A 22,477-nucleotide genomic window follows, 5' to 3' on the forward strand; every position below is an offset into this window, starting at 1 on the left:
TGGATAATATTAATCTGCAAATAGATTGAATACAATATTTTCGACAGAATAAATATTAGCATATTTAAAAAATATAAATAGTTAGATTTATGCAAATAAATGAAATAGATTTTAAAACACTAAACCAAAAGAACAGCTAAACAAATTCAATCGACTTTACATTACTTTACTTGCCACACGTAGAAAACAGAACGATTTGCTAACTTGGTTGTACCAGTTTCCTCTATCATAAGTTTTTTCGAGTTATATATTGCAATGAGCTTGCCTGTCGGTACAATGGCCGCACTTTAAGCGCTTAAGTGGTTAAATTGTTGTTAATATGACGTAACGACAGTTTTTTCATGTTTGGTGCGGTAGAGGAGCGAAACACAAAAGTAACTGTTATTGGGGTGATGCCAACGAATAGTAGTGAAAGGGTGTTTCGCCGAAGTGAGAATGTGTCATCAGCACCTTTCGCTGGGGTTGTACTCAATAGGTACGACACTGCCATAGTCTATAATTTTTTAAACTATGGAGCGCTACTGTAGAGTTAGGTTTCATTCTATTGAACCTTTCACTTCGACTATCAAAATCTCGATGAAATGATTTCACGTGATTTTTCTACAGTAGATCTCTTGCCATTATTACTAACTGGTTTTTGAAGATCATGAATTTAATCGATTTTGCATCATCCCCTTTGTCACTTTTGCCACCACTTGTGGCGTTAACTCTAGCGATCATAACGCGTCGTGTATTGATCTCCCTTGGGGTTGGTATCGTTCTTGGTGCGTTGCTACTTACTGATTACTCCATTGGTAACTTATTTGGTTACATTGGAACGACTGTATCCAGCGTCTTTATTGAAGATGGTGGTATTAATACTTGGAATATGAGTATTGTTGGTTTCCTACTGCTGCTTGGTATGATGACAGCTCTCTTATCTATGTCTGGCGGCACGCGTGCATTCGCGGAATGGGCTCAGACTCGTGTTAAGAGTAAACGTGGATCAAAATTACTTGCCGCATGTCTGGGTGTGTTCATCTTTATCGATGATTACTTCAACAGCTTAGCGGTTGGGGCGATCTCTCGCCCTGTTACTGACCGTTATTACGTTTCTCGTGCAAAGCTTGCATATATTCTTGATTCAACCGCTGCTCCTATGTGTGTGTTGATGCCAGCATCAAGCTGGGGTGCATACATCATGACTATCGTTGGCGGTATCTTAATCTCGCACGGTGTGACTGAATACTCAGCGATTGGCGCATACGTTCGTATGATTCCAATGAACTTTTACGCGGTATTCGCACTATTAATGGTATTTGCGGTTGTTTGGTTCCAACTTGATGTTGGCCAAATGCGTAAACATGAAATTCGCGCTTCTCAAGGTCGCGGGTTTGATAAAGATAAAGAGACTGACCTTCCAGAAGCACATGAGCTGAACGAAGAGTTGGATATTAAAGAAAGTGAACACGGTAAGGTGTCTGACCTTATACTGCCAATCGTTGCTTTAATTGCTTCGATGGTTGTTGCTATGCTGTATACCGGTGGTCAAGCACTTAAAGCAGATGGCGAAGCTTTCTCTCTTCTAGGCGCGTTTGAAAATACTGATGTTGGTATGTCACTTATTTATGGTGGTGTAACTGGCCTTGCTGTTGCGTTAATTACCGTACTAAAACAAAAATTGTCTCCAAGCGACATCGGCGTAACGCTTTGGATTGGTGCTAAGTCTATGTTTGGCGCAATCTTAATTCTAGTTTTCGCATGGACGATTGGTACTGTCATCGGTGACATGAAAACGGGTACTTATTTGTCTTCTCAAATCGAAGGCACTATTAGCTCGACTTGGTTACCTGTCATTCTGTTCTTGTTAGCGGGTCTAATGGCGTTCTCGACGGGAACATCTTGGGGCACATTCGGCATCATGCTTCCGATTGCCGGTGACATGGCTGGAGCAACTGACTTAGCACTGATGCTTCCTATGTTAAGTGCAGTGTTGGCTGGTTCTGTGTTTGGTGATCACTGTTCACCGATTTCTGATACCACAATTTTGTCTTCAACAGGTGCTCGTTGTAACCACATTGACCACGTTGCCACTCAACTGCCTTATGCGTTATCTGTCGCATTGGTTTCTTGTGTTGGCTTTATCGTTCTAGGAATGACAGCGTCAGTTCTGTTCTCATTCTTAGCGGCGTTAATGACGTTTACGCTAGTTTGCTTTGCAATGTCGCTGATCGCTAAATCAAAACTGGAAAATTGTCAGAGCGTTTAATCTATTCACTTTGATATATCAGAAGGGGGCTTAGGCCTCCTTTTTTAACTGTTTTATATAAGACTTTTGTTGTCTTAAAATAAAAGTAGAAAAGTGCTAATAAAAGGTTGCAAATGATAACTAGCTTAGTTAGTGTGGTTATCAACGAAGCAACACTAGCAGAGCCAATAAGTATGCGTTATTTAAATATTAATATTCATCACCATCATCACCCTATCTAGTCTTTCGGGGAGATATACGCATACCCGGGAGGCACAGGCTCCCGGAGGTGAAATCTGCAAAACAAGATTCAAACCCTCGGGAGACCAAAAGTCCCCGAGGGTTTTTTAGTTTTAGCTCGAATAATTTTTAATGAATACAACAATTTGTACAGGGAAGAAGCAATGCAAACACCACGTCTAAGAATCGCAATCCAAAAGAAAGGCCGCTTAAGTAAAGAGTGTCAGGACCTACTTAAAAAGTGTGGAGTTAAATTTATCGTAATGGGTGAGCGTCTTGTCGTTCATTCACTAAATATGCCAATTGATTTGTTACTCGTTCGTGATGATGATATCCCTGGTTTGATCATGGACGGCGTTGTCGACCTAGGCTTTATTGGTGAAAATGAGCTTGAAGAAGTTCGTTTAGATAGAAAAGCACTAGGCAAGCCAAATGAGTACGTTCCGCTTCGTCGTCTTGACTTTGGTGGCTGTCGTTTATCTATCGCCATCAATAAAGATGAAGAGTACAACGGCCCTCAAGATCTCGCTGGCAAACGTATTGCGACGACTTACCCTCAACTATTAAAAGCGTTTATGGATGAGCAAGGCGTCGACTACAGCGCTTGTATGTTAACAGGCTCAGTTGAGGTTGCCCCTCGCGCTGGTCTTTCCGATGCTATTGCAGATCTTGTTTCAACTGGCGCAACGCTTGAAGCAAATGGTCTGAAGGAAGCGGAAGTTATTTTCAAATCGAAAGCGACGTTAATCCAACGTAAAGGTGAGTTCGACGCTGATAAACAAGCGCTTATTGAAAAGCTTTTGACACGTATGCAGGGTGTTCAGCAAGCGAAAGAGTCAAAATACATTATGTTACACGCTCCAGTTTCTAAGCTTGAGCAAGTCAAAGCGTTACTGCCTGGCGCTGAAGATCCTACGGTATTACCTCTATCTACAGATAAAGAGAAAGTGGCTATTCACCTAGTAAGTACTGAGAACTTGTTCTGGGAAACAATGGAACAGCTGAAAGAGTTAGGTGCTAGCTCGATTCTTGTTCTTCCAATCGAAAAAATGATGGGGTAACGCCATGAGAACTGTTGTTTGGCAATCATTGAGTGAATCACAGCAAGACTCTGTTTTAGAGCGCCCAGCAATTACTGAAGGTGCAAATATTACCGCTGCGGTTTCTGAAGTGATCAAAAATGTTCGAGCTGAAGGTGATAAGGCTCTTATTGAACTGACTGAAAAGTTTGATGGAGTGAAACTGGATTCTATTCGTGTCACCTCTGCAGAAATCGAATGCGCTTCGGCAAGACTTAGCGAAGAGATGAAAGCCGCTCTAGAGCAAGCGCATAGCAATATAACTAAGTTTCATGAAGCGCAAATACCACAGCCGTTACAAGTTGAGACTCAGCCGGGCGTTGTATGTGAGCAGGTTACGCGTCCAATTAATACGGTTGGTCTTTATATTCCAGGTGGTAGTGCGCCTCTACCGTCAACGGTATTGATGCTAGGAACTCCAGCACAGATTGCGGGTTGTCGCAAAGTTGTATTGTGCTCTCCTCCGCCTATCGCGGATGAAATATTATACGTTGCGCAGTTATGCAATATTGATGAAGTTTATAGCGTTGGTGGCGGTCAAGCAGTGGCTGCAATGGCTTACGGCACTGAAAGCGTCACTAAGGTTGATAAGATCTTTGGCCCTGGCAATGCTTATGTGACGGAAGCTAAAAGGCAAGTGAGTAATGATTTCCGTGGTGCAGCGATTGATATGCCAGCTGGGCCTTCAGAAGTGTTAGTGTTAGCCGATGAAACCGCCGATGCTGACTTTATTGCAGCGGATCTTCTAAGCCAAGCTGAGCATGGTCCTGACTCTCAGGTGGTATTAGTGACGCCATCATTAGTCTTGGCCGATCAAGTGACCGATGCGGTTCAGCGTCAGTTGAAAGAGCTGTCACGTGCAGACATCGCACAAAAAGCATTAGCATCGAGCCTTGTGATCATTTCAGACTCTTTAACGCAAGCGATCTCAATCTCGAACTACTACGGCCCAGAGCACTTGATTGTTCAAACTAAGAACCCTCGTGAACTGCTGCCTCTACTAGATAACGCAGGGTCGATATTCTTAGGCGATTGGTCGCCAGAGTCGGCAGGCGACTACGCGTCAGGTACCAATCACGTTTTACCAACGTACGGTTATACCAAAACATACTCTAGCTTAGGTCTAGCTGATTTTTCTAAGCGCATGACAGTTCAAGAGTTAAGTGCTGATGGCTTAAAAATCCTAGCACCGACGGTTGTTACAATGGCAGAAGCTGAAGGCCTAGATGCACACAAACGTGCGGTAACCATTCGAATTGAGAAACTGGCGGCAGGGGAAAGCTAATGGAAAAGCTCGCTCGTAAACAAGTACAAGCGTTAACGCCTTATCTATCGGCAAGACGTATTGGTGGAACTGGAGACGTGTGGCTAAACGCTAACGAGTCTCCATTTAATAACGAATATAAAACCGATTTTGCACGTTTAAATCGCTACAGTGAGTGTCAGCCTAAAGCATTGATTGAAGCTTATGCTGCGTATGCAGGCGTCAACCCAGAGCAAACGTTAACAACACGTGGAGCCGATGAAGGTATTGAACTTCTCATTCGCGCTTTTTGTGAACCAAATGAAGATGCGATTCTCTACTGTCCTCCAACATACGGAATGTACTCAATCAGTGCTGAAACGATTGGTGTTGACCGTAAGGTTGTGCCACTAACTGACGAATGGCAGTTGGACCTTGAGAGTATTAAGCAGAGCTTAGACAATGTAAAATTAGTCTTTGTTTGTAGCCCAAATAACCCGACGGGTAATTTGGTAAAAAGAGAGGATATTATCTCTTTGCTAGAAATGACGAAAGATCGTGCGATTGTCGTGATGGATGAAGCCTATATCGATTTTTGTCCTGAAGCGTCGACGGTTGACTTGCTTGAACAGTACCCAAATCTAGCGATACTGCGTACCTTGTCGAAAGCTTTTGCATTGGCCGGGTTACGTTGTGGATTTACGTTGGCAAATCAATCTATTATCGATGTTCTACTTAAAGTTATTGCGCCTTATCCAGTGCCTGTTCCTGTAGCAGAAATTGCACAACAAGCGCTTTCGGAAGCTGGGCTTGCAAGAGCGAAATATCAAGTATTGGATCTCAGTGCGAATAGAGCTTATTTGCAGGCAGGTTTATCGGTTATTCCGCAATTAACCATCTTTGAAGGTTGGGGAAACTACTTGTTAGTGAAGTTCCCTGATGGCGATGCACTATTTAAAGCAGCATGGAATAGTGGCATTATTTTACGTAATTCACCTATCGAAGACTGCGTTCGTATTAGTATTGGTAATCGCGAAGAGTGTGAGAAAACACTGGGCTTTATAAGAAATTATTATTCATAGCCCCAACCCATTCGCTTAAGACAATTTTGAGGCGAGACGCTTTCGCCTTATTACTATTTTTAAAAGGAAGTTCGTGTGAGTAAGCAACAAAAAATACTATTTATCGACCGTGATGGCACCTTAATTGTTGAGCCTCCTGTCGACTTTCAAGTTGACCGTTTAGATAAGCTGAAATTAGAACCATTTGTTATCCCAAGCTTATTATCACTCCAAGATGCAGGCTACCGCCTAGTGATGGTGACAAATCAAGATGGTCTTGGAACCGATAGCTACCCTCAAGATGAGTTCGATGCGCCGCACAATATGATGATGGGGATATTTGAATCTCAAGGTGTGATCTTCGATGACGTTCTTATCTGTCCGCATTTCGATGAAGACAACTGCTCTTGCCGCAAACCAAAACTGGGGATGGTGAAAGAATACCTTCAAGGTGGCAAAGTTGATTTTGCTAAATCAGTTGTGATTGGAGACAGAGAAACAGATCTTCAGCTGGCTGAGAACATGGCAATTCGTGGTATTCAGTACAACCCTGAAGCAATGGATTGGAAACAGATCCTTAAAGATCTCACCGTGAATGCGCGCACTGCTCAAGTCGTACGTACAACCAAAGAAACGGATATCAATGTATTTGTTAATCTTGATGAAACAGGTGGAAATACAATTGATACTGGCATGGGTTTCTTTGACCACATGTTAGACCAAATCGCAACGCACGGTGGCTTCCAATTAAAGCTTAACGTGAAAGGGGATCTTCACATTGATGATCACCACACGATTGAAGATACCGCTTTAGCACTGGGCGAAGCGCTAAAAGAAGCACTGGGTGATAAACGCGGTATTGGCCGTTTTGGTTTCAGTCTACCAATGGATGAATGTCTAGCTCAGTGTGCGCTCGATTTATCAGGTCGTCCTTACTTGAAGTTCGATGCTGAATTTTCACGAGAGCAGGTTGGCGACTTATCAACAGAAATGGTTGTGCACTTCTTCCGCTCACTGACGGATACGCTAGCTTGTACGCTGCACTTATCATCTTCTGGCAACAACGATCACCACATCATTGAAAGTCTGTTTAAAGCGTTCGGACGTACCGTACGTCAGGCGATTAAAGTGGAAGGAACTGAATTGCCAAGCAGCAAAGGCGTACTTTAGAAGGGAAGCTCCATGTCAGATCAAAAAGTCGTTATTATCGATACTGGATGTGCCAACGTCTCTTCGGTGAAGTTTGCTATTGAGCGTCTGGGCTATACAGTCGCCATTTCAAAAGATCCTGAGATTGTCTTGGCCGCCGACAAACTGTTTCTGCCAGGCGTTGGAACGGCGAGCGAAGCGATGAAAAACTTAGAGCAGCGTGAGCTTATCGACTTGGTGAAAAAGGTTGATAAACCCTTACTGGGTATTTGCTTAGGTATGCAACTACTAGGCAAAGCATCACAAGAGAAGGGCCAAAAAGCGGACTCTCTTGTTGAGTGTTTAGGTCTTTGTGATGGTGAGGTAAAACGCATGGAAACAGGCGATTTACCTCTACCTCATATGGGTTGGAACACGGTTGAAGCCGCTTCAGGGCATCCACTGTTTAAAGACATTGAGATGAACGAGTATTTTTATTTCGTTCATAGTTTCGCTATGCCCGTAGGTGATTACACGATAGGTCAATGTGACTACGGCAACCCATTTACTGCGGCACTACAAAGTGACAACTATTATGGCGTTCAATTTCACCCAGAACGCTCTAGTAAAGCAGGTTCAAAACTTATTCAGAACTTCTTAGAGCTGTAGCAAGCGGCTCATACGAAAGAGAAAAGGAATTTATCGTGATTATTCCAGCATTAGATTTAATTGAAGGTCAAGTGGTTCGACTGTTTCAAGGTGATTATGGTCAGGTAACCGAATATAAAGTAGACCCTGCTGAGCAGTTTAACCTTTACCACCAAGCGGGTGCTAACTGGTTGCACTTAGTGGACTTAACCGGAGCGAAAGATACGACGGCACGTCAGCTTGATTTGATTGCCAAGTTATTAGAAAGCACACCGGCAAGCATTCAAATTGGTGGCGGTGTGCGTAATGAGCAAGACGTAGTTGATTTGTTAGAAGCAGGTGCTCAGCGCGTTGTTGTCGGCTCTACCGCAGTAAAACAACCAGACCTTGTAAAAGGTTGGATGGAAAAATACGGTGCAGAAAAGATCGTTCTAGCATTAGACATCAACATTGATGCGCAAGGCGTTCGACGTGTCGCTATTTCCGGGTGGCAAGAAGATTCGGGTGTCACCATCGAAGCCTTGGTGGATGACTATCTAACCGTGGGCCTTAAGCATGTCCTGTGTACTGATATCTCACGTGACGGTACTTTAGAAGGTTCAAACGTCGAGTTGTATATCGACCTTTGTAAGCAGTACCCTCAAGTGCAATTTCAATCGTCAGGCGGTATTGGCAGCTTAGCGGATATTGAAGCGCTGAAAGGCAGTGGTGTTGCGGGCGTTATTGTCGGGCGAGCACTGCTTGATGGCAAATTTACTGCAGAGGAGGCATTTGCATGTTGGCAAAGCGAATAATTCCTTGTCTTGACGTACGTGATGGGCAAGTCGTTAAAGGCGTCCAGTTTCGTAACCATGAAATTATTGGTGATATCGTTCCATTGGCTCAGCGTTACGCTGAAGAAGGTGCAGATGAGCTAGTGTTTTACGATATTACCGCATCAAGCGATGGTCGAGTTGTCGATAAAAGCTGGGTTGCTCGCGTAGCGGAAGTCATTGATATTCCCTTCTGTGTCGCTGGGGGCATTAAATCTGCTGAAGACGCAGCACGTATTTTAGAGTTTGGTGCAGACAAAGTATCAATTAACTCACCAGCACTGGCGAATCCGCAGCTCATCACTGACTTAGCCGATAAGTTTGGTGTTCAGTGTATCGTGGTCGGAATCGACTCATACCACGACAAAGAGACTGGGAAATATCAGGTTTATCAGTTTACGGGTGATGAAGAGCGCACGAAAGCGACCAAATGGGAAACCAAAGATTGGGTTCAAGAGGTACAAAAACGTGGTGCGGGTGAAATCGTATTGAATATGATGAACCAAGATGGTGTACGTAATGGTTACGATATTGAACAGCTGAATATGGTTCGAGAAGTATGCCATGTACCTTTGATTGCGTCAGGTGGCGCGGGTGCCATGGAGCACTTCTCTGAAGCGTATAAAAAAACCAATGTCGATGGCGCACTCGCTGCATCGGTATTTCATAAGCAGGTCATCAATATTGGTGAATTGAAACAGTACCTAGAATCAGAAGGTGTTGAGGTAAGAATATGAGTTTTAATGTATCAGATGTAACAAGCTTATCTGAGCGTATCGACTGGGAAAAAGTAGATGGTTTAGTTCCTGCAGTTGTACAAGATTTTCAATCAAGCCAAGTGCTTATGATGGGCTATATGAATCCAGCCGCTCTGCAAAAAACAGCAGAAACGCAGCAAGTGACGTTTTACTCGCGTACCAAAGAGCGCTTATGGACCAAAGGTGAGACATCTGGCAACGTACTTCAGTTTGTGAACGCTTCACTAGATTGCGATAACGATACGCTACTGATTAAGGTCAACCCTATTGGCCCAACGTGCCATACAGGTACGACAACGTGCTGGGATGCAGACAAGCAAGAGGAGTCGCAGATGGTGTGGCTTCATCAACTTGAGCAGCTACTGGCTGCCCGCAAGGACGCCGATCCAGAGTCCTCTTACACTGCTAGCTTATACGCTCGTGGCACAAAGCGTATTTCGCAGAAAGTTGGCGAAGAGGGCGTTGAAGTCGCGCTTGCGGCAACGTCGGGCGATAAGGCGGAGTTAGTGTGTGAATCGGCAGACCTTATCTATCACTTGATGGTGTTACTGCAAGATCAAGGCTTATCCATGAATGATGTGGTCAATAAGCTAAAAGAGCGCCATAAATAGATTTAGATCCCCGTTACTATTGAAACAAAGGTTCGTTAGGAACATAAAAGGTCAGTGTATTCATGCACTGACCTTTTTATTTGTTCGAATTCTAAGAAAGACTAGGAGGGCTACAAGGTGATTTCACGCCATTGACCGGGTTGAAGATCGCCAAGTTGAGTGTCTCCCATTGAATAGCGTATAAGACGCAGGGTAGGGTGACCAATATTCGCCGTCATACGTCGCACTTGTCGATTTCGACCCTCAATAATTGTAATGGATAACCATGTGGTTGGGATTTTAGCGCGTACGCGTACAGGGGGCGTTCTATCCCATACTGAAGGTGCTTGCATGACTTCTACTTTTGCGGGGAGGGTCGGGCCATCTTTTAGCTCTACACCGTCTCTTAGCTTTTGTAGGCTCTCTTCTGTTGGTGCGCCGTCAACTTGAACCCAATAGGTTTTAGGTGACTTCGAACTCGGTTGTGTCAATCGGGCTTGCAAAATACCATCGTTAGTCAAAATCATTAGACCTTCACTATCTCGGTCAAGGCGCCCTGCGGCATACACTTCCTTTACCGGAATATAATCAGCCAGTGTTTTTCGGCCGTCCCCATCAGTAAATTGGCTCAATGTATCGTAGGGCTTGTTGAAGATGATGACTTTACGATCTTCTGGCCGAATTCGTTTGGTTTTGCTTGCATCATCTTTACGATTAACGCGTCTGTTTTTCGCACTCTTAGAAGTATCACGCTGTTTAAAATGAGAACTGGACTTGGTGGACGAACGCTGACCTTGCTTATCACGAGAACGCGGCTGCATGTTAACTACCTTGCAAAAATGTAAATAAAGAGTGTTAAAAAGTTTTGTCAATTTCGTAAATGAGCTATTATTTGCGCGCCCAAAAACAGAATAACGCACAAGATAATAGACTATTCTCGCGATTTTGTTTAATTATAAGTATCAACACTCAAGGACTTAGGAGATCACTACTCAACGTGATTAACCTAAGAAGTTTAAAAGAGTGATAAAATCGTATCAAATAGGATGCGGACATTCACACAGCACTATTGAGAGAATAGACGCTGTTTAGAACAATAGGGAAATTTCATGCCTACAGAAAAACCGACGATTATTTATACCATTACTGACGAAGCTCCAGCGCTAGCGACTTACTCGCTACTTCCGATCATTCAATCATTTACTGCTTCTTCAGGCATCAATGTAGACACTCGTGATATCTCACTTGCAGGACGCATCATTGCAAACTTTCCTGAGCATTTAAAAGAAGATCAGCGAATCGAAGACGCACTTGCTGAACTAGGTGAATTGGCTAAGACGCCAGAAGCAAATATCATTAAGTTGCCAAATGTATCGGCATCAATCCCGCAGTTAAAAGCAGCGGTTGCAGAGCTTCAAGCAAAAGGGTACGACCTTCCAGATTACCCTGAAGAGCCTAGCACTTACGAACAAGAAGCCATTAAAGCAACGTACGACAAAATCAAAGGTAGTGCGGTAAACCCAGTGCTACGTGAAGGGAACTCAGACCGTCGAGCACCACTTTCCGTTAAGAACTACGCAAAGAAAAACCCACATTCAATGGGAGCTTGGTCTTCAGAGTCTCAATCTCATGTTGCAAGCATGTCTGAAAAAGACTTTTTCGGTAGTGAGAAATCCACCACTATTTCTGGTGATACAGACGTTAAAATTGAGTTTGTTGCGGCTGACGGTTCAGTAAAAGTATTGAAGAAAGCATTCCCTCTGCTTGATAAAGAGATTATCGATTGCTCTGTACTCAATAAATCAGCGTTAGTAGCATTCTTTGAAAACGAGATTGCAGACGCTAAAAAACAAGGCGTTTTATTGTCACTGCACTTGAAAGCGACAATGATGAAAGTGTCAGACCCAATCATCTTTGGTCATGCGGTTAAGGTGTACTATAAAGATGTATTCGCTAAATACGGTGACGTATTTGAAAAACTAGGCGTTGATGTAAATAACGGCCTTGGCGATGTCTACGCAAAAATTGAATCGCTACCACAAGCACAAAAAGAAGAGATTGAAGCGGCAATTCTAGCGGTTTACGAAACTCAACCAGCTCTAGCGATGGTTGATTCAGATCGCGGTATTACTAACCTTCACGTACCAAGTGACGTGATTGTCGATGCTTCTATGCCAGCAATGCTGCGTTCTTCTGGTCAAATGTGGAACCCAGAAGGTAAGCTGCAAGATACTAAAGCAATGATTCCTGATCGCAGCTATGCAAGCATCTACCAAGCGGTTATCGAGTTCTGTAAAAAGAACGGTGCCTTTGACCCAACGACAATGGGTAGTGTGCCTAACGTTGGTCTAATGGCTCAAAAAGCTGAAGAGTATGGTTCGCATGATAAAACGTTTACTCTAGATGCAACGGGTACAGTACGTGTTGTTGACGCATCAGGCGCTACGTTGCTTGAGCAATCAGTAGAAGCGGGCGATATCTTCCGTATGTGTCAGGTGAAAGATGCGCCTATTCAGGATTGGGTTAAGCTAGCGGTAACGCGTGCTCGTGCAACGGGCGTACCAGCGGTATTCTGGCTAGACAGCAATCGTGCTCACGATGCTCAACTGATCGAAAAAGTTAATGCTTACTTGCCTAATCACGATACAGCAGGTTTAGAGATTAAGATCTTAGCTCCGCTAGAAGCGTGTCAGTTCTCACTAGAGCGCATTAAAGAAGGTCTAGATACTATCTCTGTAACGGGTAACGTTCTTCGTGATTACCTAACGGATCTATTCCCAATTCTTGAACTAGGCACGTCAGCGAAAATGCTGTCAGTGGTTCCGCTAATGAATGGTGGCGGTCTATTTGAAACGGGAGCAGGTGGTTCAGCGCCTAAGCACGTTCAACAGGTAGAAAAAGAAAACCACCTACGTTGGGACTCTTTAGGTGAGTTCTTGGCTCTAGCGGCTTCTCTGGAGCACTTAAGCACGGTAACAGGTAACGCAAAAGCGCAGGTTCTTGCTGATGCACTGGATAAAGCGACGGGCGAGTTCCTAGACGAGAATAAGTCACCATCACGTAAAGTGAATGAGCTTGATAACCGTGGTAGCCATTTTTACCTAGCAAGTTACTGGGCAAAGGCACTAGCAGAGCAATCAGCTGATGCTGAGCTTTCTGCAGAGTTTGCTCCAATTGCGAAAGCGTTATCTGAAAACGAAGCAACGATTGTGGCTGAACTAAATGATGCACAAGGCGTTGCTGGAGATTTAGGTGGCTACTACGCACTTAATGACGACAAAGTGTCTGCACTAATGAGACCAAGCCAAACGCTAAACAATGTGATCAACGCATAGTTGCTTATTAAGTACTAGATAATATAAAAACCCCGCCTAAATGGCGGGGTTATTTTTTATTCTTTAGAAATGTCGTATTACTTTGAGACTAGCTATTTTGAAGCCTAATGGTTATTTCGCCATCTGTGCTTCTATGGGTACGACAGAGCTTGCATGAGAGCCTTTTGGTCCTTGCTCTATTTCATAGGCGACTTGCTGCCCAGCTTTGAGCGTTCGATAGCCGTCCATTTGAATTGTAGAGTAATGAGCGAAAATATCTCCGTCTTCACCTTCCGGACAGATAAAACCAAATCCTTTGGCATTGTTAAACCATTTTACTGTACCTGTAGCCATGCTATACATCCCTCATGCATTTAATACTGATGTTGTGTTAAGAAGGTTACATCTTAATGATGACACCTATCTGTTAGTGACTTTTAATTCATGCGGTTATAAATATTCATTCACTAATTGACCAATGTAGCCAATGATTGGCGACAGTCAATAGTCAAAAGGTCTAATATGCTACATATTTGCAAACAAATCACTTTTGAGATTTACATTTCTGCAACTTGACAAGTTACCGTTTGTTGAATTTGATTCATGAAACTTACGAAACTGTTTGCTTTTTAATCAATTAGATAATTCATCTCTAATGAACATCATCTTTTATTTGCAGCGATTGAATTGGTGGCATAGTCTCTAAGTAAGAGATGTTTTTCTGGTCACAATTTTTCTTATCAGCGTAAGAGATAAATCTAAAACATTACCTGTACAAAGTGGTAAAATTGAATTTAGAAATCTTGAAATATTGAATGGATCATGGGCCGAAACTTTGAATGGGTAACTCCAGACTCAGATTTACTGGAGAAAGAGAAAACAAGCATCAAACCACCTGCGATGTATCACGTTCTGTTAAATAACGACGATTACACGCCGATGGACTTTGTGATAGAGATCCTTGAGCGTTTTTTTTCTATGGATATAGATAGAGCAACGCAGGTTATGCTTCAGGTGCATTACGAAGGAAAAGCAATATGCGGAACGTTTACCGCCGAAGTAGCTGAAACAAAAGTGGCGCAAGTCACGATGTATTCCAAGGAAAATGAGCATCCACTGCTTTGCACATTAGAGCAAGCGTAGCGCTTGCATGAACAACCCGGTTGTTCTTTTAGGAGGTACTTATGCTTAATAAAGAATTAGAGACGAGTCTAAATGGTGCATTTGCTCGTGCCCGAGATAAACGACATGAATTTATGACTGTCGAACACCTCCTACTTGCATTATTAGAGAATGATGCAGCGAAAGAGGCGTTGTCTGCGTGTCAGGCTGACCTCGAATCATTGAGGCAAGAGCTCGATATATTCATTGATCAAACCACACCTCTTATTCCTGAAAATGATGAAACTCGCGAAACACAACCTACTTTAAGTTTTCAACGAGTACTTCAACGCGCCGTTTTCCATGTTCAGTCTTCAGGACGCAGTGAAGTTACTGGAGCAAATGTTCTCGTTGCGATATTTAGCGAACAAGAATCTCATGCTGCTTACCTCTTGAAGAAAAATGATATCAGCCGACTCGATATCGTGAACTTCATCTCTCATGGCATTACTAAATCTTCTAGCTCAAATGATGATTCCTCTTCTGAATCTTTTGGCTCTGAAAACGCGGAAGAACCAAACTCTGAAGAGCGTCTAGAAAGCTTTGCAACCAACTTGAATCAAGTGGCGAAGCAAGGTCATATCGATCCATTAATTGGTCGTGACAAAGAACTTGAGCGTACTATTCAAGTGCTATGTCGACGCAGAAAAAATAACCCTCTACTTGTTGGTGAAGCGGGTGTGGGTAAAACGGCGATTGCCGAAGGCTTGGCGTGGAGAATTGTTGAAGGGCAAGTACCTGAGGTCATTCAAGACAGCGTTATTTATTCATTAGATATTGGCTCACTGCTTGCGGGCACCAAATATCGTGGTGATTTCGAGAAACGCTTTAAAGCGATTTTAAAACAGCTAGAAAAAGAAGATGACGCGATTCTGTTTATCGATGAAGTACATACCATCATCGGCGCAGGGGCGGCATCAGGCGGTCAAGTTGACGCAGCGAATTTAATTAAGCCGCTACTCAGCAGCGGCAAGCTTCGTTGTATCGGTTCGACGACTTATCAAGAATACAGCAACATTTTTGAAAAGGAGCGAGCGCTTTCTCGCCGTTTCCAAAAAATTGATGTTGTAGAGCCTTCACTTGATGATACAACCAAAATTCTTATTGGCCTGAAACCAAAATATGAAGCTCACCATGAAGTGCGTTATACCAATAAAGCACTTCGAGCTGCAGTAGAGCTTTCAGCCAAATACATTAATGAGCGTCACCTACCTGACAAAGCGATAGATGTTATCGATGAGGCCGGCGCGCGTAGTCGTTTAGCCCCTGCAAGTCGACGTAAGAAAACCGTTGGTGTTGCCGATATTGAGTCTATGGTTGCAAAAATGGCACGTATTCCTGAGAAGTCAGTATCATCGTCAGATAAAGATATTCTGCAAAACCTCGATGATAAGATGAAGATGTTGGTATTTGGGCAAGACCCAGCTATCGATGTACTGAGCGAGGCGATTAAGTTAACTCGTGCAGGGCTTGGCGCTGATAACAAGCCAGTCGGTTCATTCTTATTTGCCGGTCCAACTGGCGTTGGTAAAACAGAAGTGACCGTACAGCTATCAAAACTGATGGGTATTGAGCTACTTAGATTCGATATGTCTGAATACGGTGAGCGTCACTCTGTGAGTCGTTTGATCGGTGCACCTCCAGGTTATGTTGGCTATGACCAAGGCGGACTACTAACTGACGCGGTTCTTAAGCACCCACATGCCGTTGTTTTACTCGATGAAATTGAGAAAGCGCATCCAGATATCTTTAACCTACTTCTGCAGGTGATGGATAACGGAACCTTAACAGATAACAATGGACGAAAAGCGGATTTCAGAAATGTTATTTTAGTCATGACGACCAATGCCGGTGTTCAGGAAACTGAAAGAAAATCGATTGGTCTGATTCAGCAAGATAATGCGCCTGATGCGATGGCGGTTATTAAGAAAGTCTTCACGCCAGAGTTTAGAAACCGTTTAGATAACATTATTTGGTTTAATAGCTTAGATGAAGAGGTTATTCACCAAGTCGTTGATAAGTTTATTGTCGAGCTTCAAGCGCAGCTCGATGCTCGTGGCGTGTCTTTAGAAGTCTCTGAAGACGCTCGACACTGGTTAGCGGCTAAAGGTTACGATAAAGCGATGGGAGCCCGTCCTATGGGACGTGTCATCCAAGAGCAATTGAAGAAACCATTAGCGAATGAACTGTTGTTTGGTTCATTGGTGAACGGCGGGACGGTGAAAGTTGGTTTGAAGAAAGACGCTATCTCATTTAACTACCTAGCCGAGAAAGAAGAAGCACTTCATTAATCGATTTAGCTGGATGTGTTGATGTCACCATCTACCGTTAAGTCTTTTTAAGCACTATAAAAAACCAGAGCATTTAGCTCTGGTTTTTCTTTTTCAGGATAAGAACCGTAGGTTTACCCATAACGACGACCGCGTTATTGGAGTGTTATTTGCACATTATTTGCGGCATTATTTGTGTTTTGATACGTAGTGCTTTATTAAATATTGATAAGAGAGCTCAACGTCGTCTGGAATGACTTGTTCGGTTTGAAACCCTAGGTCGGGGTATTTTTTAATTCGCTCATAGTCTTCCATCAATGCCAGGATCACCATATCTAAGGGCATTTCTTCACTGATGTAATCAAAAAGGTTTTCACCTGAAGAACTGACTAAAACTTGGTCACAAGAAACAGGCCACTGTTGCATGAACGTGGCGTAGCTTCGTCTTTCCATAAATGGCTTTTGAACCAAAAGAATTTTTTGATGTGGTAGACCAAGCTGCTTGATTACGTCGTAACCACACGTGATGTTCTCGCCAGTATTGGTCGCTTTGGTTTCTAAAAAAATCGCCTCAGACGGCACGCCACAATCCTTTGCGATAGATCCAAAGGCCTCCGCCTCACTTGTTTCGAACAGACCGTCTGTGAACCGCCCTATACCGCCTGAAAACAAGATAATTGAACCAAGCCCTTGATGATACAGATCGGCAGCATGTGAGGCGACACGCAGGTCGTTGCTGCATAATACGAAAATGATGTCAGAGGCTGCAGGCTTATGTCCCATTTGCATATAGGCCCATAACGTTTCTAAGTGTTGGTAGAGTCTTTTTTGCACATTACTGATTGTCATAGATAGACGCTTAAAATTAGGTTAAACAAGTGGTAGGTCAAATTGGATTGCGTTGAGCGCTTGCTTTAGCGTTTGATATTGGTACTGGTAGCCTGCCGCGACAAGCTTAGTTGTCTCGATCTTTTTATCAGGCAAATCGACAACACTTGGTAGCAGTGAAGAGGGAAGGTTGGCACTTTCTAAAGCCATCTGATAAAACTGCTGCTTAGACATAACATCCGGTGTCGTGACATTAACGATCTGGTTATCTAATTGTTCAATGGCGAAGATAACGGAACCTATTGCATCATCTAGATGAAGCATGTTAGCCGGAGCCGATTGACTGATTTGCTTTAACTTACTGACAAAACGAGCCGGGTGTCGATTTGGTCCAATTAATCCACTAAAACGAAGAATAGAAAAGTCGATTCCAGAGTCAATAATGTGCTTCTCTGCACGTAGTAATACTTTAGCATTGTCCGTAAATTGGCTGTTCTCGAGAGCGAGACTATAGCTGGCTTTTTCCTCTGTCATTATTAATTCAGGTAGTGCTAAATCAGGTAATGTTGAAGGATAGACGGCCGTCGAATTGATCATAATGATCTTTTTGACTTTGGAGTTTAGGGCTGCTTGTGTGATCGATTTCCACATCAATTGGTATTCATCGGTCAGCCCACGGCGGAAACCGGGAGGAAAACAGCCAATGACAATATCTGGTTGCTGCTCTATTAGATCAGTTTCGAGAGTTTTAGGGTGAAGTAAGTTGCATTGAAACGCCTTAATGCCAAGCTGATGGAGTGATTGGCAATTGGCTTGAGACGTTTTACTGGCGAAAACACGGTAGCCTTTAGAAAGGAGCGTTGTGGCGAGAGGTTGACCGAGCCAGCCCGCTCCAATAATGGTTATATTTTTCATCGACTTTTAATATGCCGCTGGTTTGATATTAAGCGTTAAGTACGCGGATAACCTTATCTACTTTCTCTGCTGTTTCAATTCCCTCGTCAGTGAGATACCCGCCATCAGGTTGAGTGCATAGCCCTTTTTCGTATAAACGGCTAACTGCACTTTGCACATCTTCAGAGGCATCTTGATGAACTTTGATTCCAGTTGCTGAGCTACTGATATCAAACTGAAGGAGAAGGTTAAGTTCGGCTAAGTGTTCTTGAGAGTATTTCATCATATTATCCTTTATCGTGCTCTTTGCTACACATTAAGCAAGCATTCCTAGCACTGCAAACAACGATGGTAAGAAGTGTTATATAGAACCAAATTGGCTTATTTTTATTCAATATGAGGTTACGCCAATGTAAAATTCTTACTGTGTAACTTCCTCGTAATCTTTGGTCGTTTCTGACTAGGCTCCATCTCGATGAAAAGTTTCGCACCTAGAAAGGTCTCGCTCTAGATCTCTTTATCAATAAATTTCGTTACTATTAAAATTATCCCTTGAATAGATAAGGAATTAGGAGGAATATTCAGCCCCTCTTAAATGTAACAAATTATAACCACAATGAACCTAAATCAATTTGACTCTCTTTTACCGCCACAAATGGCGGAGCGTGCCGCTGAAATCGGTGTTGGAAAAGCGACAAAAGATCCGATGAAATCATTTTTACTGGCGATCTCCGCTGGCATCCATATTGGTATCGCTTTTGTCTTTTATACAACGGTAACAACAGGTACCGAAGACATGGCGTGGGGCATAGTGAGATTGATTGGAGGGCTTGCTTTTAGTTTAGGGCTTATCTTAGTCATTATTACTGGAGGAGAGTTATTCACTAGCTCTGTGTTAACGCTAGTGGCGAAAGCAGGAGGTAAAATTTCTTGGCTGATGCTGATTAAACACTGGGGTGTGGTTTATTTAGGGAATCTCGTCGGTGCCATTTTGCTGGTTATCTGTATGTTGATCACCAAGCAATACATGTTTGATGGCGGTCAGGTCGGGCTCAATGCCATGGCTATCTCTCAGCACAAAATGCACCATGGTTTTTTTCAAGCGATCGCGCTCGGCATTATGTGTAATGTCCTAGTTTGTATTGCTGTGTGGATGACATTTAGCGGAAGAACACTCACGGATAAAATCATAGTGATGATCCTACCGGTTGCCATGTTTGTTTCTGCAGGGTTTGAACACTGTATCGCTAATATGTTCCAAGTTCCGTTAGCAATCGGGATTAAAACCTTCGCTCCTACGGAGTTTTGGCAGATAACGGGGGCCAGTATCGCCGATTACGCTGATCTTAATTTGGTTGATTTTATCGTCAATAATCTGCTTCCCGTGACAATAGGGAATATCATTGGTGGCGGTGTTTTTGTTGGAATGTGGTACTGGCTGATCTATTTGAGAGATTAAACGATTCTTTCGAAGAAGATGAATGAAGTATGCAATAGGGTGAGAGTTTCATATTCAAAGTTCAGGTTATCCACATTTTCTGTGGATAAAGTGTTTCTAACCCACTGAATTGAGTAATTTCTCTGTAAGGTGCTATATTCGATGAACGTTATTTCGCCTTACTCACTAAGACACGTCCTTGCGGGTTAATGGCTTTATTTAAGGTCAGCCTAAGGGAAAGTGTGACGGATATACTCATCATGACGAAAATCGCTATCATTATCATCAGTTGATATTTAATCGCGACGAACGGCGCCACACCACCCAGTATTTGCCCGGTCATCATGCCTGGTAGAGTGACGAGCCCTGTGGTTACCATTGAAGCGAGGATCGGGGCAAACGACTTTTGTATCGCTTCTCTAAAAAAAGGCATTGACGCATAGACAGGCGAAGCACCTAATGAGATAGCGCCTTCGTATTCTGATTTACGGTCTTCATAAGCTGAAAAGAGATTCTGTAATGCGACAATATTCCCACTGAGACTATTGCCAAGAAGCATTCCTGCCAATGGAATAAGATATTGAGCGTTATACAGAGGAGTCGGTTGAATCAAAGTAAGACAAATAAGTACCAAGAGAGGTAATAAACCGATAAAGAGGCCTGTGAATACAGGCGCGAATAAATTGCGATAGGGCAGTTTTGCTTTGTTAATGATCGACAGTGTTCCAATCAGGATCATTAAACCAATCCACACTAAGTTTATCAGCAGGCTGTTCAAATAAAACAAGTACTCAAGATAAAGACCGATGGCCATCAGCTGCAACGACATTCGACCTATAGCGATCGTTATCTCTTTTCCAAGCGCTAAGCGATAGTAGTGGTTAATCGCAAATGGAATCATGAGTATCGTACTAAATAGTGTGAGATGCCAAAGCGTTATATCAACGATTGAGTCCATGTGTCGCTCCTAAGAATTCCCAATGATTGTACATCAGAACCATCAACTCGTATTCCGTTAAGACATCTTTCATCTCTCCGATAGCCTAAACCAGTCTTCCCAATCCCCCAAACCTCACCGATTTTTGCATCCCAAAAGTAATAATGTAATCGCATTGTGTAAAATTAACTTGATCGCAACATGTACAAGTTGTCATATTTGTTCATAATTTTATACATGGATTGTTAATCAATCACATCTCTGGATGAGCGCAAGAAAGTGTTGATTAATCGAAGATAAAGGGCCGTTCTCGTTGAATTGGAGCAAAAATATCGACTAAAATTGCCCATAACAAAAGTAGGTTTTAAGTCAGTCTAAAACCGAGCAACTAAAAATTAACGAATAAAATGCAGGTAAATGTATGAGTGATGTTAATAGCAATCAAGGCGTCGAAAAACGCACGATGGAGTGGAAGTCATTCCTATTTATTACGGTAATCCTCTTTCCAGTCTTAAGTGTCGCCTTCGTAGGTGGCTATGGATTCATTGTTTGGATGCTTCAAGTCTTTTTCCTTGGACCTCCTGGTGTTCACGGCTAACGATAAAACCTCGCAACCAACTTTTGATTAGAATTTTAAGAGAGCAAAACATGAAATCTACGATTACTAAACTGTGGCGGACCATGACTCGCCCTGCAGTCCATATCAGCCTAGGTGTGCTGACAATGGGCGGTTTCATTGCTGGTGTGATCTTTTGGGGTGGATTCAATACAGCCTTAGAAGCGACCAATACGGAAGAGTTCTGTATTGGCTGTCATACCATGAGTGAAAATGTGTACGTTGAACTGCAAGAAACGGCGCACTGGAAAAATAGCTCAGGTGTTCGAGCAACTTGTCCTGACTGTCACGTTCCACATGAATGGACGGCAAAAATAGCGCGTAAGATGCAAGCGTCTAAAGAAGTTTTCGCTCAAATATTTGGTGACCTGGGTACGCCTGAGAAATTTGAAGCTCGTCGACTTGAGTTAGCTCGTCATGAGTGGGATCGATTCTCGGCAAATGGATCACTAGAATGTAAAAACTGTCACGCTTACGAGTCGATGGACTTTGAGCAAATGTCACCAACGGCACGTATTCAAATGAAGCAAGCCGCAGAACGTGACCAAAGTTGTGTTGATTGTCATAAAGGTATTGCACACCACTTACCACAAGATATGGCAGCAGCAAGCGGTATCGTAGGTGATCTAGAGCAAATAGCGAATAGTACTCGTTACTCGAATGGTAGCGATGTCATTTCGATTCGTCACTTACCACTTTACACCGATCAAACTGCAGAAACAGAAGCGGGCCTACTTAGCCCTGCAAGTGAAGTTTCAATTATTGCTGAGCGCGGCGATATGATTGAGATTCAGATTGATGGCTGGCGTAAAGCAAAAGGCTTTGGTCGAGTTATTCAAGAAGATTTCGGTATGAACATCTCTACAGCCATTCTTACTCGTGAAGTGTCTCAAAGCGACGTCATTACCGTTGGTGAGAAGAAAGAAGATGAGCTAACGGGTCTACCTTGGGAAGAAGTGAGCCTATCACTTTGGATGAAGAAAGAGTCAATGGTTTCAGACTTCACGCCAATCTGGAGCGCTGCTGAAGGTGCTTACACAAGTAACTGTTCAACGTGTCACTCACAGCCTGAAGAAGCACACTTTAGTGCTAACGGTTGGGTAGGTATGCTTGATGGTATGATCGCGTTCGTAAACTTCGATACAGATACAGAAGCCCTTGTGCTTAAGTACCTACAGAAGCACTCTTCAGATTTTTCTGATGATCACCACTAATCGACGTCAATTGGAGTAT

The 22,477-nt window shown here is 43.1% G+C and carries 21 protein-coding genes, 1 riboswitch and 1 other annotated feature; of the genes, 15 read left to right on the plus strand and 6 right to left on the minus strand.

Annotated elements, in window-relative coordinates:
* The first annotated feature begins 346 nt into the window (after nucleotides 1-346).
* Nucleotides 347-529: riboswitch (Lysine riboswitch) on the plus strand.
* A gap of 117 nt (nucleotides 530-646) precedes the next feature.
* From KP803_RS06140 to hisIE, 9 genes are all read left to right on the plus strand, one after another.
* Entirely contained in the window at nucleotides 647-2,248 is a 1,602-nt protein-coding gene (locus KP803_RS06140; protein ID WP_248007966.1) for a Na+/H+ antiporter NhaC family protein, read from the plus strand.
* 196 nt (nucleotides 2,249-2,444) lie between these two features.
* Nucleotides 2,445-2,579: a sequence feature (His leader region), on the plus strand.
* Between the two features lie 52 nt (nucleotides 2,580-2,631).
* The gene (gene hisG / locus KP803_RS06145) at nucleotides 2,632-3,528 is read left to right on the plus strand and encodes an ATP phosphoribosyltransferase (RefSeq protein WP_248007967.1); all 897 of its coding nucleotides are present in this window, start codon (nucleotides 2,632-2,634) and stop codon (nucleotides 3,526-3,528) included.
* Between the two features lie 4 nt (nucleotides 3,529-3,532).
* Entirely contained in the window at nucleotides 3,533-4,831 is a 1,299-nt protein-coding gene (gene hisD / locus KP803_RS06150) for a histidinol dehydrogenase (RefSeq protein WP_248007968.1), read from the plus strand.
* Complete coding sequence (hisC, locus tag KP803_RS06155; protein ID WP_248007969.1) at nucleotides 4,831-5,871, plus strand: histidinol-phosphate transaminase; 1,041 nt, start codon at nucleotides 4,831-4,833, stop codon at nucleotides 5,869-5,871. Before hisD ends, hisC begins: the two co-directional genes overlap by 1 nt.
* A 75-nt stretch (nucleotides 5,872-5,946) precedes the next feature.
* A complete protein-coding gene (gene hisB / locus KP803_RS06160; RefSeq protein ID WP_248007970.1) occupies nucleotides 5,947-7,020 on the plus strand; it encodes a bifunctional histidinol-phosphatase/imidazoleglycerol-phosphate dehydratase HisB in 1,074 nt (357 codons plus the stop codon).
* A gap of 12 nt (nucleotides 7,021-7,032) precedes the next feature.
* The gene (gene hisH / locus KP803_RS06165) at nucleotides 7,033-7,647 is read left to right on the plus strand and encodes an imidazole glycerol phosphate synthase subunit HisH (protein ID WP_248007971.1); all 615 of its coding nucleotides are present in this window, start codon (nucleotides 7,033-7,035) and stop codon (nucleotides 7,645-7,647) included.
* 35 nt (nucleotides 7,648-7,682) lie between these two features.
* Entirely contained in the window at nucleotides 7,683-8,420 is a 738-nt protein-coding gene (hisA, locus tag KP803_RS06170; RefSeq protein ID WP_248007972.1) for a 1-(5-phosphoribosyl)-5-[(5-phosphoribosylamino)methylideneamino]imidazole-4-carboxamide isomerase, read from the plus strand.
* On the plus strand, nucleotides 8,402-9,175 hold the full coding sequence (hisF, locus tag KP803_RS06175; protein WP_248007973.1) for an imidazole glycerol phosphate synthase subunit HisF: 774 nt from the start codon (nucleotides 8,402-8,404) through the stop codon (nucleotides 9,173-9,175). Before hisA ends, hisF begins: the two co-directional genes overlap by 19 nt.
* Nucleotides 9,172-9,807, plus strand: a complete 636-nt coding sequence (hisIE, locus tag KP803_RS06180) for a bifunctional phosphoribosyl-AMP cyclohydrolase/phosphoribosyl-ATP diphosphatase HisIE (protein WP_248007974.1) — start codon at nucleotides 9,172-9,174, stop codon at nucleotides 9,805-9,807. Before hisF ends, hisIE begins: the two co-directional genes overlap by 4 nt.
* A 110-nt stretch (nucleotides 9,808-9,917) precedes the next feature.
* On the opposite strand, the gene KP803_RS06185 is transcribed toward hisIE, so the two are convergent.
* Nucleotides 9,918-10,607: a pseudouridine synthase gene (locus KP803_RS06185; protein WP_248007975.1), complete on the minus strand. Its 690-nt coding sequence runs from the start codon at nucleotides 10,605-10,607 to the stop codon at nucleotides 9,918-9,920.
* Nucleotides 10,608-10,895: 288 nt separating this feature from the next.
* Here KP803_RS06185 and KP803_RS06190 point away from each other — a divergent pair, with 288 nt between their 5' ends.
* The gene (locus tag KP803_RS06190) at nucleotides 10,896-13,121 is read left to right on the plus strand and encodes an NADP-dependent isocitrate dehydrogenase (RefSeq protein WP_248007976.1); all 2,226 of its coding nucleotides are present in this window, start codon (nucleotides 10,896-10,898) and stop codon (nucleotides 13,119-13,121) included.
* Between the two features lie 111 nt (nucleotides 13,122-13,232).
* On the opposite strand, the gene cspD is transcribed toward KP803_RS06190, so the two are convergent.
* Complete coding sequence (gene cspD, locus KP803_RS06195; protein ID WP_248007977.1) at nucleotides 13,233-13,454, minus strand: cold shock domain-containing protein CspD; 222 nt, start codon at nucleotides 13,452-13,454, stop codon at nucleotides 13,233-13,235.
* Between the two features lie 468 nt (nucleotides 13,455-13,922).
* Here cspD and clpS point away from each other — a divergent pair, with 468 nt between their 5' ends.
* Both clpS and clpA read left to right on the plus strand, forming a co-directional pair.
* Entirely contained in the window at nucleotides 13,923-14,243 is a 321-nt protein-coding gene (clpS, locus tag KP803_RS06200) for an ATP-dependent Clp protease adapter ClpS (RefSeq protein ID WP_248007978.1), read from the plus strand.
* Nucleotides 14,244-14,284: 41 nt separating this feature from the next.
* Nucleotides 14,285-16,552, plus strand: coding sequence for an ATP-dependent Clp protease ATP-binding subunit ClpA (gene clpA / locus KP803_RS06205; protein WP_248007979.1), 2,268 nt, complete (start codon nucleotides 14,285-14,287; stop codon nucleotides 16,550-16,552).
* Nucleotides 16,553-16,720: 168 nt separating this feature from the next.
* On the opposite strand, the gene KP803_RS06210 is transcribed toward clpA, so the two are convergent.
* The 3 genes from KP803_RS06210 to KP803_RS06220 are packed head-to-tail and all read right to left on the minus strand — an operon-like array spanning nucleotide 16,721 to nucleotide 18,536.
* Nucleotides 16,721-17,365 carry a YdcF family protein gene (locus tag KP803_RS06210; RefSeq protein ID WP_248008107.1) on the minus strand — a complete coding sequence of 215 codons (645 nt, stop codon included), beginning with the start codon at nucleotides 17,363-17,365 and terminating at the stop codon, nucleotides 16,721-16,723.
* Between the two features lie 36 nt (nucleotides 17,366-17,401).
* The gene (locus tag KP803_RS06215; protein WP_248007980.1) at nucleotides 17,402-18,274 is read right to left on the minus strand and encodes an NAD(P)H-binding protein; all 873 of its coding nucleotides are present in this window, start codon (nucleotides 18,272-18,274) and stop codon (nucleotides 17,402-17,404) included.
* Between the two features lie 28 nt (nucleotides 18,275-18,302).
* Entirely contained in the window at nucleotides 18,303-18,536 is a 234-nt protein-coding gene (locus tag KP803_RS06220; RefSeq protein ID WP_248007981.1) for a TIGR02647 family protein, read from the minus strand.
* A 333-nt stretch (nucleotides 18,537-18,869) separates the two neighbouring features.
* Between KP803_RS06220 and focA the strand changes: the two genes are divergently transcribed.
* Nucleotides 18,870-19,712, plus strand: coding sequence for a formate transporter FocA (gene focA / locus KP803_RS06225; RefSeq protein WP_248007982.1), 843 nt, complete (start codon nucleotides 18,870-18,872; stop codon nucleotides 19,710-19,712).
* Nucleotides 19,713-19,860: 148 nt separating this feature from the next.
* Here the strand turns inward: focA and KP803_RS06230 are convergent, their stop codons facing one another.
* Nucleotides 19,861-20,649, minus strand: coding sequence for an ABC transporter permease (locus tag KP803_RS06230; RefSeq protein ID WP_248007983.1), 789 nt, complete (start codon nucleotides 20,647-20,649; stop codon nucleotides 19,861-19,863).
* Between the two features lie 400 nt (nucleotides 20,650-21,049).
* On the opposite strand from KP803_RS06230, the gene torE reads away from it, so the two are divergent.
* Together torE and torC are read left to right on the plus strand one after the other, a co-directional pair.
* Nucleotides 21,050-21,226 carry a trimethylamine N-oxide reductase system protein TorE gene (gene torE / locus KP803_RS06235; protein ID WP_248007984.1) on the plus strand — a complete coding sequence of 59 codons (177 nt, stop codon included), beginning with the start codon at nucleotides 21,050-21,052 and terminating at the stop codon, nucleotides 21,224-21,226.
* A gap of 50 nt (nucleotides 21,227-21,276) precedes the next feature.
* A complete protein-coding gene (torC, locus tag KP803_RS06240) occupies nucleotides 21,277-22,458 on the plus strand; it encodes a pentaheme c-type cytochrome TorC (RefSeq protein WP_248007985.1) in 1,182 nt (393 codons plus the stop codon).
* The last annotated feature ends 19 nt before the right edge of the window (nucleotides 22,459-22,477 follow it).

The sequence above is a fragment of the Vibrio amylolyticus genome, assembly GCF_023145695.1.
GTDB lineage: Bacteria > Pseudomonadota > Gammaproteobacteria > Enterobacterales > Vibrionaceae > Vibrio > Vibrio amylolyticus.